Source organism: Rhodococcus sp. DMU2021 (assembly GCF_019641445.1).
GTDB classification, from domain to species: domain Bacteria; phylum Actinomycetota; class Actinomycetes; order Mycobacteriales; family Mycobacteriaceae; genus Rhodococcus; species Rhodococcus pyridinivorans.
Genome location: NZ_JAIFKB010000007.1, coordinates 31,448 through 43,832 on the forward strand (window position 1 = coordinate 31,448; position 12,385 = coordinate 43,832).

14 protein-coding genes are annotated in these 12,385 nt (G+C 67.9%); 9 read left to right on the forward strand and 5 right to left on the reverse strand.

Features of this window, described 5'->3' with window-relative positions:
- Positions 1-53 precede the first annotated feature (53 nt).
- Positions 54-2,597, forward strand: a complete 2,544-nt coding sequence (locus tag K3M35_RS12240) for an ATP-dependent Clp protease ATP-binding subunit (protein WP_006550502.1) — start codon at positions 54-56, stop codon at positions 2,595-2,597.
- A gap of 204 nt (positions 2,598-2,801) precedes the next feature.
- Positions 2,802-3,446 carry an MBL fold metallo-hydrolase gene (locus K3M35_RS12245; protein ID WP_024102848.1) on the forward strand — a complete coding sequence of 215 codons (645 nt, stop codon included), beginning with the start codon at positions 2,802-2,804 and terminating at the stop codon, positions 3,444-3,446.
- A 62-nt stretch (positions 3,447-3,508) separates the two neighbouring features.
- Here the strand turns inward: K3M35_RS12245 and K3M35_RS12250 are convergent, their stop codons facing one another.
- Positions 3,509-4,135, reverse strand: a complete 627-nt coding sequence (locus K3M35_RS12250; RefSeq protein ID WP_024102849.1) for a TetR/AcrR family transcriptional regulator — start codon at positions 4,133-4,135, stop codon at positions 3,509-3,511.
- A gap of 119 nt (positions 4,136-4,254) precedes the next feature.
- Between K3M35_RS12250 and K3M35_RS12255 the strand changes: the two genes are divergently transcribed.
- From K3M35_RS12255 to K3M35_RS12265, 3 genes are all read left to right on the forward strand, one after another.
- Positions 4,255-5,145 carry a hypothetical protein gene (locus tag K3M35_RS12255; protein ID WP_220666475.1) on the forward strand — a complete coding sequence of 297 codons (891 nt, stop codon included), beginning with the start codon at positions 4,255-4,257 and terminating at the stop codon, positions 5,143-5,145.
- A 132-nt stretch (positions 5,146-5,277) separates the two neighbouring features.
- On the forward strand, positions 5,278-5,718 hold the full coding sequence (locus K3M35_RS12260) for an OsmC family protein (RefSeq protein WP_006550498.1): 441 nt from the start codon (positions 5,278-5,280) through the stop codon (positions 5,716-5,718).
- A gap of 59 nt (positions 5,719-5,777) precedes the next feature.
- Entirely contained in the window at positions 5,778-6,464 is a 687-nt protein-coding gene (locus tag K3M35_RS12265; protein ID WP_064061077.1) for a DsbA family protein, read from the forward strand.
- On the opposite strand, the gene K3M35_RS12270 is transcribed toward K3M35_RS12265, so the two are convergent.
- Positions 6,454-6,984, reverse strand: coding sequence for a DUF1990 family protein (locus K3M35_RS12270; protein WP_220666476.1), 531 nt, complete (start codon positions 6,982-6,984; stop codon positions 6,454-6,456). The genes K3M35_RS12265 and K3M35_RS12270 overlap by 11 nt on opposite strands.
- Before the next feature lies 1 nt (position 6,985).
- On the reverse strand, positions 6,986-7,291 hold the full coding sequence (locus K3M35_RS12275; protein WP_006550495.1) for an antibiotic biosynthesis monooxygenase: 306 nt from the start codon (positions 7,289-7,291) through the stop codon (positions 6,986-6,988).
- 33 nt (positions 7,292-7,324) lie between these two features.
- Here K3M35_RS12275 and K3M35_RS12280 point away from each other — a divergent pair, with 33 nt between their 5' ends.
- Positions 7,325-8,083 (forward strand): alpha/beta fold hydrolase, encoded by a 759-nt coding sequence (locus K3M35_RS12280; protein WP_220666477.1) that lies wholly within the window; start codon positions 7,325-7,327, stop codon positions 8,081-8,083.
- Positions 8,084-8,154: 71 nt separating this feature from the next.
- On the opposite strand, the gene K3M35_RS12285 is transcribed toward K3M35_RS12280, so the two are convergent.
- On the reverse strand, positions 8,155-9,039 hold the full coding sequence (locus tag K3M35_RS12285) for an A/G-specific adenine glycosylase (RefSeq protein WP_019290185.1): 885 nt from the start codon (positions 9,037-9,039) through the stop codon (positions 8,155-8,157).
- A 93-nt stretch (positions 9,040-9,132) separates the two neighbouring features.
- Between K3M35_RS12285 and K3M35_RS12290 the strand changes: the two genes are divergently transcribed.
- On the forward strand, positions 9,133-9,762 hold the full coding sequence (locus K3M35_RS12290) for a carbonic anhydrase (RefSeq protein ID WP_019290184.1): 630 nt from the start codon (positions 9,133-9,135) through the stop codon (positions 9,760-9,762).
- Positions 9,763-9,863: 101 nt separating this feature from the next.
- Complete coding sequence (locus tag K3M35_RS12295) at positions 9,864-10,610, forward strand: hypothetical protein (RefSeq protein ID WP_220666478.1); 747 nt, start codon at positions 9,864-9,866, stop codon at positions 10,608-10,610.
- 23 nt (positions 10,611-10,633) lie between these two features.
- On the opposite strand, the gene disA is transcribed toward K3M35_RS12295, so the two are convergent.
- Positions 10,634-11,716, reverse strand: a complete 1,083-nt coding sequence (disA, locus tag K3M35_RS12300; RefSeq protein ID WP_006550490.1) for a DNA integrity scanning diadenylate cyclase DisA — start codon at positions 11,714-11,716, stop codon at positions 10,634-10,636.
- 93 nt (positions 11,717-11,809) lie between these two features.
- Here disA and K3M35_RS12305 point away from each other — a divergent pair, with 93 nt between their 5' ends.
- Positions 11,810-12,373, forward strand: a complete 564-nt coding sequence (locus K3M35_RS12305) for a PaaI family thioesterase (protein ID WP_006550489.1) — start codon at positions 11,810-11,812, stop codon at positions 12,371-12,373.
- The last annotated feature ends 12 nt before the right edge of the window (positions 12,374-12,385 follow it).

Sequence of the window (12,385 nt, forward strand, 5' to 3'; positions counted from 1 at the left end):
GTGCGGGACGATCGGCGTACCGGACCGGCGGCCGGAGAGTGTGAGGGAGTGCGATGTTCGAAAGGTTCACCGATCGCGCGCGGCGCGTCGTTGTCCTGGCTCAAGAAGAGGCCAGGATGCTCAACCACAACTACATCGGCACGGAGCACATCCTCCTCGGCCTCATCCACGAGGGTGAGGGTGTGGCGGCGAAGTCGCTCGAGTCGTTGGGTATCTCCCTCGAAGGTGTGCGCAGCCAGGTCGAAGAGATCATCGGCCAGGGTCAGCAGGCGCCCTCGGGGCACATTCCCTTCACTCCTCGTGCCAAGAAGGTCCTCGAGCTGAGCCTTCGCGAAGCGCTCCAGCTCGGACACAACTACATCGGTACCGAACACATCCTGCTCGGTCTCATCCGCGAGGGTGAGGGCGTGGCGGCGCAGGTGCTCGTCAAGCTCGGCGCCGACCTCAACCGGGTGCGTCAGCAGGTCATCCAGCTGCTGTCCGGTTACCAGGGCAAGGAGCCCGCAGAATCCGGCACGAGCCGTGGCGAGACCGGCACTCCGTCCACGTCGCTCGTCCTGGACCAGTTCGGCCGCAACCTCACGCAGGCAGCTCTCGAAGGCAAGCTCGACCCGGTCATCGGCCGGGCGAAGGAGATCGAGCGCGTCATGCAGGTGCTGTCGCGTCGTACGAAGAACAACCCGGTGCTCATCGGCGAGCCGGGTGTCGGCAAGACCGCCGTCGTCGAGGGCCTCGCGCAGGCCATCGTCAACGGTGAAGTCCCCGAGACCCTCAAGGACAAGCAGCTCTACACGCTCGACCTGGGCTCGCTCGTCGCCGGCAGCCGTTACCGCGGCGATTTCGAGGAACGCCTGAAGAAGGTCCTCAAGGAGATCAACAGCCGCGGCGACATCATCCTGTTCATCGACGAGCTGCACACGCTCGTCGGTGCCGGTGCTGCCGAGGGCGCGATCGACGCTGCGTCGATCCTCAAGCCCAAGCTCGCCCGCGGTGAGCTGCAGACCATCGGTGCGACGACCCTCGACGAGTACCGCAAGTACATCGAGAAGGACGCCGCTCTCGAGCGCCGCTTCCAGCCGGTGCAGGTCGGGGAGCCGACGGTGGAGCACACCATCGAGATCCTGAAGGGTCTGCGCGACCGCTACGAGGCGCACCACCGCGTCTCGATCACCGACAAGGCGCTCGTCGCGTCGGCCACTCTCGCCGACCGCTACATCAACGACCGCTTCCTGCCGGACAAGGCGATCGACCTCATCGACGAGGCCGGTGCCCGCATGCGCATCCGTCGCATGACCGCGCCGCCGGACCTGCGCGAGTTCGACGACAAGATCGCCGACGCCCGTCGCGAGAAGGAATCGGCGATCGACGCGCAGGACTTCGAGAAGGCCGCGAGCCTGCGCGACAAGGAGAAGCAGCTCGTCGCGCAGCGTGCCGAGCGCGAGAAGCAGTGGCGTGCGGGCGATCTCGACGTCATCGCCGAGGTCGACGAGGAGCAGATCGCCGAGGTCCTCGCCAACTGGACCGGTATCCCGGTGTTCAAGCTCACCGAGGAGGAGACCACGCGTCTGCTCCGCATGGAGGACGAGCTGCACAAGCGGATCATCGGCCAGGAGGACGCCGTCAAGGCCGTCGCCAAGGCGATCCGTCGTACGCGTGCCGGCCTGAAGGACCCGAAGCGTCCGTCCGGTTCGTTCATCTTCGCCGGCCCGTCCGGTGTGGGTAAGACGGAGCTGTCCAAGGCGCTCGCGAACTTCCTGTTCGGCGAGGACGACGCGCTCATCCAGATCGACATGGGCGAGTTCCACGACCGCTTCACCGCGTCGCGCCTGTTCGGTGCTCCTCCCGGCTACGTCGGCTACGAAGAGGGCGGCCAGCTCACCGAGAAGGTGCGCCGCAAGCCGTTCTCCGTGGTTCTGTTCGACGAGATCGAGAAGGCCCACCAGGAGATCTACAACACCCTCCTGCAGGTCCTCGAGGACGGTCGCCTCACCGATGGCCAGGGACGCACGGTCGACTTCAAGAACACCGTGCTGATCTTCACGTCGAACCTGGGCACCGCCGACATCTCGAAGGCTGTGGGGCTCGGCTTCTCGGCCGGAACGGGCGAGGCGTCGAACTACGAGCGGATGAAGAACAAGGTCCACGACGAGCTGAAGAAGCACTTCCGGCCCGAGTTCCTCAACCGTATCGACGACATCATCGTCTTCCACCAGCTCACGCAGGATCAGATCATCCAGATGGTCGACCTGATGGTCGGACGTGTGGAGACGCAGCTGAAGAACAAGGACATGGGTATCGAGCTCACCGAGAAGGCGAAGTCGCTGCTCGCCAAGCGCGGCTTCGACCCGGTGCTCGGCGCACGTCCGCTGCGTCGCACGATCCAGCGCGAGATCGAGGATCAGCTCTCCGAGAAGATCCTGTTCGGCGAGATCGGCGCAGGCCAGATCGTCCTCGTCGACGTCGAGGGCTGGGACGGCGAGGGCGCCGGCGAGAACGCGAAGTTCACGTTCACGCCGAGCGAGAAGCCGGCCGAGGTCCCGGACACCCCGGCGGTCGCGCTGGCCAAGTCCAGCGAGGGCGAGTCCGAAGCCGGATAAGCGTCCGCTGCCTGTGGGAGCGGGCACGTGTTGCTGCCTGTGGGAGCAGGCACGTGTTGCTGCCTGTGAGAGCAGGCACCTGCTGTACCGAGAGGGGCGGCACCCGAGAGGGTGTCGCCCCTCTCGTCGTCCGACGCACTTGACCTTCAGTCGGCTCGAGGTTGCACGGTGGTGGTGACCGGACGACGACCAGGAGGTACCGCGATGCGGCAAGTACTGCCCGATCTGTGGGAGACGCAGGAGGACAATCCGTTCCCGGGGCTGAGGACGCACGCCTATCTGTGGACCGGGACGAACAACGTGCTCTTCTACTCGGTCGCGGGTGAGGCCGATTTCGACGAACTGGGCCGCCTCGGGGGGATCACCGACCAGTACCTGTCCCACCAGGACGAGGCCGGTCCGATGCTCGGCAGGATCGCCGAGCGCTTCGGGCCGAGACTCCACGCGGCAGCGGCGGAGGCCGACGTGGTCGGCCGGCACGCCCGCATCGACGTCCCGCTGACGGAACGTCATGTGGACGACAACGGGGTGGAGATCGTTCCGACACCCGGGCACACGGTGGGCAGCACCTGCTATCTGGTGCCCGGCGCGGACGGGACCCGCTACCTGTTCACCGGCGACACGCTGTATCGCGGTGCTTCGGGGACGTGGCGGGCCGGCTACATCGAGGGGATGAGCGACGCCCGTGTGCTCGCCGACAGTCTGCGCCTGCTGGCGAAGACGGAACCCGATGTGGTGGTCTCGAGTGCGTTCGCGGGGGAGGCGGGCGTGCATCGGATCGACGCCCGGGAGTGGCCCGCCCACGTCGACCAGGCTCTGAGCGGGTTGTCTGCCGCGGTGCAGGGCTGAGCAGAGATCTTCTTTCCGGCCGATCTGCCCTGCCGCGGGTCGCGGCCGACCTTGCCGCCTGCTTATCTGCCGATGGTCGGCATGTGCGCGGTGAGTGTCGACAGGGTGCTGGCGACGATCTCGGTGAGTTCGTCGGGACGGATGTCGAGCGTGCCGTCGAGCCAGCCGCGGACGAGCTCGACGGCGCCGGCCATGACGACCACCGCACGCAGTTCGGCCTGCCGGGAGTCGAGGCGGGTGCCCACCGCGTCGCTCTGCTTGGCGAGTTCGTCGGCGGCGGACCGGATGAACGCGCTTTTCCGCTCGGCGAGCGGGGGCGCGTCGGAGATGAGGAAGCGACCCTGCTGGGGGTTGCGTTCGACGGCGCCGACGATCGCTCCCACCGCGGCGCGTGCCTTGGCGTGCAGCTCGTCGGGGGCCGCCGCGATGGCGTCGACGGCGCGTTCGAGCAGGGTCGCGCCGAGCTCGTCGTAGGCGGTGGTGACGAGGTCGGTCATGTCGGTGAAGCTCTCGTAGAAGAAGCGCGGGCCGACTCCCGCGGTGGCCGCGACCTTCCGTACCGTCGTCGCCGACCAGCCCTCGTCGGCGACGACGTCGATCACCGCGTTCTGGAGACGCTTGCGGCGTTCGGCGCGCCGGTCGGCCGGGGCGACGCCGCGATACGCGCGGGTGGCTTCGGGCTCGGACACATCGTCGAGTGTGGCACAACACGACCAGACTTCCAGAATCGACCAATTCCGGAATCAAGTGTGTACTAATTGTGGAATCCTCGTCATGGTCGGTCCCCGAATCCGGACGAGGAGGAAACGTGACGATCGATGCATCGTCGATTGCCCACCTGCACGACCGAACCGATCGACTCGCACCGAAGCCGATCCTGCGAGAAGGCGGCCCGCGTCTGGCGATGTCGTTGCTCGTCGGCGACTCGGTGCGGCCCACCAGGGCCCAGTCCCGGGCGTTCGCCAGGTTCGCGCACACCTGCGATCCCGTGGCCGACGATCTGGTCGCCGCGATACGCCGCGACCGGCTCCGCATCCGCACGCAGTTCGAACAGGCACTCGAACACGGCATCGAGACCGTGGACGATTCCGCGCCCGAGATGGCAGCGTTCATCGCCACCCTCGACGGCGTGCCGTTCCGGGCCGACTACGACAAGCTCGATCTTGCCGCGCGGGCGATCGTGCGGATGCCGATGAGCACCTTCATGGCGTTCACCACCGCCATCGCTTTCCCGGCCAGCTACCCTCTGCGTCTGATCTGGCTGGCGGTCTGGTCGGCGGTCGACCCCGACGACTCGTCCGCCGCTCTCACCGAGGCCGCGCTGAAGGCCGTTCCCTGCATCTACGGGGTCGACGGCCCGGGTGCGCAGAACCGCATCAGGAGCAGGGCGCGCTATCACTTCCACGCCGACCTGGCCCGCCTGTCGCTGGGCTCCGGATACGCCGACGTTGTGGGTGTTCCGCGACTGAACCCGATGGCGGCGCCGTACCCGGTGTGGTTCGCGCGCAACCTCCTACGCGACCGTCTGAATGTCCTGGTGCCCGGAGGCGCCGGACACGCCGCCCGGCGGGGTCACGCCGAGCGTATGCGGGAGATCGCCGAGGTGAAGCGGCGGCTCGAGGCGCGGCCTTACGAACGGGACGGAGCCGTGCAGTCGATCCGTGAGCGCGACCGCGAACTCAGGGCGCGATCGGCCTGATCCGGACATCAGGAACGCTCTGGCGCGAACGGCCCTCGCCACCACGACGACTCTGCAAGTGTGGTTCGTGAAGCACTGTCTTCGTGAAGCACTGTCGCATGCAGTGCTGTCGCACCCAGAGAAGGAGAGGTCATGCCCACTCGTACCGCACGGACCGCATGGAACGGGGATCTGCAGAAGGGCTCCGGTCAGGTGGAGCTCACCAGCTCGGGCCGTGGCACGTTCGACGTGTCGTTCCCGAAACGCTCGGCGGAGAACGCGGACGGCACCACCAGCCCCGAGGAGCTCATCGCCGCCGCACACTCGTCGTGCTTCGCGATGCAGTTGTCCGCGCTGATCGCGGAGGCGGGCGGCACGCCGCAGAGCCTCGAGGTCACCGCCGACGTCTCGCTGGGGCCCGATCCGGCGGGCGGATTTCGACTCACCGGAATCCGGTTGAAGGTGCGGGGCGAGGTCGACGGCCTCGACGCCGACGGCTTCGTCAAGGCCGCGGAGGACGCGAAGGCCGGATGCCCTGTGAGCAAGGCACTCACCGGCGTCGAGATCTCCCTGGACGCCGCGCTCGAGAGCTGACGGGTTCGTGGACCGATCGGCCGGGAACAGAGCACGTCAGGGCCGGGTTGTAATCGAATATGAGCATGCCTGACGTACTTCTCCCCACCGCTCACATCGAGATCTGGTCCGACATCGCCTGCCCCTGGTGCTACATCGGCAAGCGGCGCTTCGCGGAGGCCCTCGAGTCCTTCGGCGACCGCGACCGGATCGAGGTCACCTGGAGGTCGTACCAGCTCTCGCCCGACACGCCGGTCGGGCGACGGGTCCCCGAGGTGGAGGCGCTCGTCGCGATGAAGGGGATGCCGGCCGAGCAGGTGAGGCAGATGTTCGCGCAGGTCTCGGACACCGCTGCCGACGTTGGACTCGAGATCGACTTCGACAACGTCGTCGCCGCCAACACCTTCGATGCGCACCGACTCGTGCATCTGGCGGGCGACAAGCGCGACGAGGTGCTCGAAGCGTTGTTCCGTGCGCATTTCGTCGACGGCGAGGTGATCGACGACGTGGATGTCCTCGTGAAGGTCGCCGCCGAGGTCGGGCTCGATCCGGAGTCGACGCGCGCGGCGCTCGACGGCGACGATCCCGCCGGTGAAGCGGCGGCCGACGCCGTGACCGCCGATCTCTTCGACGCGCGACGGATCGGCGTGCAGGGAGTGCCGTTCTTCGTGGCCAACCGCGCCGTCGCGGTGTCGGGTGCGCAGCCTGTGGACGTCTTCCGTCAGTTCCTGCGCAGGGCCGTCGACGATGTGACGGTCAAGCTGTGAGTGCCGCGAGATAACGTCGCGCGATCTGCTGCTGGAGCAGGTGCCCGACGGGACCGGCCAGCTTCGTGTACCAGCGGGCGGGGCGGGAGAACGCGAGCACCGTTCCCCGCACCCGTCCGTCCACGGTGCGCTCGACGACGAAGGTCTCCTCGCCGCTGGCGGGATGACCGGGGAGTGTGCCGTAGGTGAACCCGCGTATGTCCGGGGTGTCGACGATCTCGATCACGCGGCACCGCGCCGACGCGCGCACCGGTCCGAGACCGAAGCCGAGATCCACTTCGACGCCGGGTACTGCGAGGGGCGTGCCGGGCGGGATCCGTATGCCCGCGCCGCGGTGCATGTCCCACGAGAACAACTGGGCAGCGGCGACCTCGAACACGGTGTCGTCGCGGCCCAGTTCGCTCTCGACCCTCAGATGTCGATAACCGGAGGGGAGCGGTGCCTCGTCCCGGAAGGCACGCAGGCTCGCTCCCACCTCCGCATAGGTGAACTCACGCCCGGACCCGCCGGACGCGGACATCTCAGGACTTCTTGACGTCGAGGACGACCTCGAACTCGAGCAGCGATGCGCCGGTCGCGACGGGCTTCTTCGCCTCACCCGCGTGGGCAGCACGTGCGTCGCCGTCGCGCCACGCGGCGAAGTCCTCCTCGGACTCCCACTGAGTCACCACGAAGTACCGGTTCTCGCCCGCGGTGGGGCGGAGCAGCTGGAAGCCCAGGAAGCCGGGGGAGTTGTCGACGGTGTGCGCCCGATTGGCGAATCGCTTCTCCAGCTCGGGGCCGGCGCCTTCGGGAACTTCGATTGCGTTGATCTTCACGACTGCCATGCGCGAGAGCCTACTCCGCTAACTTGGTCGATTGTGTTGCACGACGAGGGCGGAACCGGACGACCCATCCTGCTGTTGCACGGTCTCATGGGCAGCGCCCGCACGTGGCGTCGTCACGTGCCGTGGCTGCGCGAACACGGACACGTGTACACCTTCGACGCCGCCGGTCACGGTCGTCCCGCTCCCGACGAACTCACCACCGAGGCGTTCGTCGCCGATCTCGAAACCCATCTCACCGGGATCACCGAACCGCTCGTCGTGATCGGGCATTCGATGGGTGCCCTGCACGCGTGGTGCTTCGCTGCGACCCATCCCGAGCGGGTCACCGCGCTGGTGCTCGAGGACATGGCGCCCGACTTCCGGGGACGCACGGCCGCGAACTGGGCGGCCATGATCGCGCAGTGGCCGCAACCGTTCCCCACCGGGGATGCGGTGTTCGACTTCTTCGGGCCCGTCGCGGGTCGCTACTTCCTCGACTCGTTCGTCCGCCGCGATGACGGCTGGTATCTGCACGGCGAGGTCGAGACCTTCCGCGACATCTCGGAAGAGTGGGGGTCGCGGCACTTCTGGGACGAGTGGAACTCGATCCGCGTGCCCGCGCTGCTGCTCGAAGGCGAGTTCACCATCACCCCCGCGGGGCAGATGCGGCGGATGGTGACGCGACCCGGCACCGACCACGTCCTCGTCGACGGCGCCGGGCATCTCGTGCACGACGACCGGCCCGACGAGTTCCGCACCGCAGTGGAACACTTCCTCACCGCGCACGCACTGTCGGCGAGCCGACTCGAGTAGCACTGTCGGCGAGCTGACTCGAGTAGCACTGTCGGCGAGCTGACTCGAGTAGCACTGTCGGTAAGCCGGATCTAGGAGGTCGATCCCTCGCCGGCGAGCGCGAAACGGCCGTCGTCGGTCTGCTCGACGAGACCGTCCACGAGCAGTGAATGCAGGGCGCGGTCGCGCTGGCCCGGATCCGTGGTCCACACGCTGTCGAGGACGGGACGCTCCACCGGGACGCTGCTCTCGCGCAGCACCGCCATCAACCGGCCGCGCACCTGCCGGTCGGTGCCGGCGAACTTCTGCACCTTCCGGGGTGGTCCGTCGTGGGCGGGCCGCCCGGCCTGTACCCATGCGCACTCGGGCAGCGGGCAGCGTCCGCAGTCGGGCGTGCGAGCGGTGCACACGGTCGCACCGAGTTCCATCAGCGCCGCGGAGAAGGTCGCCGCACGTGAACGCTGACGCGGAAGGATAGCCTCGACGTCGGCGAGATCCCTTGTGGTCGAAGGGTTTCCTGGCTCCGCCCGACCGTGGACGGCGCGGGCGACGACACGACGCACGTTCGTGTCCACCACCGGCACACGCTGTCCGTATGCGAAGCACGCCACGGCGCGGGCGGTGTAGGCGCCGACGCCGGGCAGGGTCAGCAGGACGTCGACGTCCTCGGGAACCCGGTCGTCGTGCTCGGCGGCGAGTACGCCGGCGCACTCGTGCAGGCGCAGCGCGCGGCGCGGATAGCCGAGCTTGCCCCACGCCCGCAGCACCTCGGCCTGGCTCGAGGCGGCCATCGCGGACGGCACGGGCCAGCGCCGCACCCACTCCTCCCAGATCGGAGCGACCCGGGCGACCGGCGTCTGCTGCAGCATGACCTCGGACATGAGGATCTGCCAGCCCGTCACCCCGTCGCGGCGCCACGGCAGGTCGCGCGCCTGCGCGGCATACCAGCGCAGCAACGACGGTGCGTCCACGGACATCTCGGGTCTCCTCCGGTCACGGGGTCGGGTGTGGGGATCCGCTGAGGAGATGTCGAACGAAATCGGACATGTGCGCAGGTGAATAATGTAGGCATGCCGAACTCCAATCCCATCTCCGCCTGGAAAGCCCTGACCGAGGGTAATCATCGTTTCGTCAGCGACACGCCGCTGCACCCGAGCCAGGGAATCGATCGTCGCGCCGAACTCGTCAACGGCCAGCACCCCACCGCCGTGCTGTTCGGCTGCGGAGACTCCCGCGTCGCCGCAGAGATCATCTTCGACCAGGGGCTCGGCGACATGTTCGTGGTCCGCACCGCGGGTCACGTCATCGACAGTTCCGTCCTCGGTTCCATCGAGTACGCAGTCGACATCCTCAACGTTCCGCTCATCGTCATCCTCGGTCACGACAGCTGTGGTGCCGTGGCGGCGACCATCGATGCCCTCGACAAGGGCACGGTGCCGGGCGGCCACATCCGCAGCCTCGTCGAGCGTGTCGCTCCCTCGATCCTCATGGGCAGGGCCGAGGGTCTGTCCACCGTCGACGAACTCGAGGGGCGCCACGTCGTCGAGACGGGCAAGCTGCTCACGGATCGTTCGCGGATCATCGCCGACCGCATCGCCGACGGCCGCTGCGCCATCGTGGGCGTCACCTACAAGCTCGAGGACGGCAAGGTGAGTCTGCGGGGCCACTTCGGAGACATCGGCGAGGTCTCCGACAACTGAAGGCGGGTGCACCTGCGGTCACAACGATGTGACTGCAGGTCACAGCGACACGCCGACGGCGGTGTAGCCGTGCGCAGCCTGTGGCACATACCGTGGGGGGCGTGCTTGAACCGACCGGTCCTCTGCCCCCCGAGATCTACTGGCGACGACGCATTCTCGCGATCGGAGTCTCGGTGGTCGTGCTGGCTCTGGTCATCTGGCTCGTAGTGGCGCTGACCGGCGGCGACGACCCCGATCAGAATCCCGAACCCGCAGCAGCGGAGGTGACGACCTCCGCCACCACGACGGCGGCCGATGCGTCCGCCGACGCGGCGTCCGCGAGCACCACCCGGAGCGGTGGATCCTCGGGTTCGTCCGGGACGCGTAGTGCAGGGGATTCGGCCTCGGAGGACGCGAACGACGAGGACAACACGTCCACGTCCGCCACCACCTCCGCTGCTCCGGTTCCGCCGGGGCAGTGCTCCGATCAGTCGCTCGCCGTGCGGGTGACGGCGGACGAGCCGAACTACAGGGTCGGTTCCGAACCCGATTTCACGATCGTCATCACCAACATCGGCACGTCGCAGTGCGAACGCGACCTCGGTGCGGGCCTTCAGCAGGTGCTCGTCTACAGCCTCGACGGCAACGAGCGACTCTGGGCGAACACCGACTGCTTCCCCGAATCGACCGCCGACATCCGGTCGCTCGCTCCGGGCGACCAGGCCGCCTATTCCGTCAAGTGGTCGGCGACGACCTCCGAGCCCGGCTGCCAGGCGCCGCGCGAACCGGTCGGTCCCGGCGCGTACACCGTGGTCGGGCAGCTCGGCGGCCTGCGCAGCGCGCCCGAGCCGTTCAACATCACGCCCTGACCTGCTGCTCGTCCGGTAGTTGTTCAGTCGTAGTGGTTGATCGCGGCTTCGGCGAGCCGCGACAGTCCCTCGCGGATGTACCGGGCCCACAGGGCGCCGACCCCGTCGACCGCCTGCAGATCGGCAGCGGTGGCCGCGAGCAGGCCCTGCAGTGTGCCGAACGCACCTACGAGCCGGTTGATCTGCCGGGCCTGCAGGCGCGGCACCCGATGGAGCACGCGATAACCGCGGGGACTCATCGAGGTGTCGAGGGCCTCGATGGTGCCCGAATAGCCGAAGGCGCGGGCGAGGCTCGTCAGGTCGAGCAGGTCGACGTCGGTCAGGTGTGCGAGACGCTCGAGCGCCTGCTCGACCTCCTGCTGGGTGGGGACGTGCTCGCCCGCAAGATAGTCCCGCACGATGAGCTGCCGGGCGAGCTGGTTGTCGCCGACGAGTTCTTCGAGCTGGAGGGCCAGCTGGCGACCGTCGGTCCCGAGTTCGAGCACGTCCTGCTCGATCTCCACGGACAGGCGGTGCATCATCTCGAGCCGCTGCGCCACGGTGAGCGCGTCGCGCAGCGTGACGATGTCCTCGATCTCGACCACGGACAACTGCCGGGTCACCTCGTCGAGGCGGGCCTTGTAGCGCTCGAGTGTCGCGACGGCCTGGTTGGCCCGGGACAGGATGGTCGCGGAGTCGTTGATGACGTGGCGGCGACCGTCGACGTACACGCTGACGATGCTCATCGACTGGCTGACCGAAACCACCGGATATCCGGTCTGGATTGCGGTGCGTTCCGCGGCGCGGTGCCGGGTGCCGGACTCCACGGTGGGGATGCTCGGATCGGGCACGAGTTGCACGTTGGCACGCACGATGCGCGAACCGTCGGTGGACACGACCACGGCGCCGTCCATCTTCGACAGCTCCCGAAGTCGGGTGGGGGCGAACTCGACGTCGAGTTCGAAACCGCCGTCGCACAGCTCGGCGACCTTGTCGTCGAAACCGAGGACGATCAGGCCGCCCGTGCGGCCGCGGAGGATGCGTTCGAGACCGTCGCGTAGCGCGGTGCCGGGCGCCAGACGAGCGATGGTGTCGCTCAGCGTCGATGCCGGCGCCGACTCGGTCATCTGGACTTCCTTCCCCTGTGCGGTCTGCGGTCGTCGTCACAATGCGCGGACTCGTGGATCGGCGCCCCGACCGCGCAACTACATTACTTGCTTATGCGCAGCACCTGGACTTTGCCCGACGACCTCGTCGTTCCCGATCTACCGGAAGATCATCCCGGCCCGGGTGCGCCGGTACCGCAGCATTGGAACAAGTGCTTCGGGTGTGGTGACGACCAGCCCTCCGGCCTCGCGATGGAGTTCACGATCGGCGAGGGCCTCGAGGTGCTCGGCCGTCTCGACGTCGCCACGCGCTACCAGGGCGGACCGGGATTCATCCACGGCGGCATCCTCATGACGGCCTTCGACGAGGTCCAGGGAATGGCGTGCAACGCCGCCCTGCGGACCGCCGTCGTCACCGGGCACTTCGAGACGGACTTCGCCCGTCCCATCCCCCTGGGCTCGGTGCTCGAGTTCCGCGCCCGCGTCGACGGCTTGGTGCGGCGCAAGGTCTACACCAGTGCGGAGGCGCGCATCGTCGCCGGTCCGCCGGCCGATCCGGACGTCGTGGTGGCGTCGTCGGTCGGGTTGTTCGTCGTCGTCGGGCACGAGCACTTCGCGAAGGGCCGCGACTACGCCGACGGCATCCCGCAGAGTGAACACGACATCTCCGCCGTCTGACATCTCCGCCCT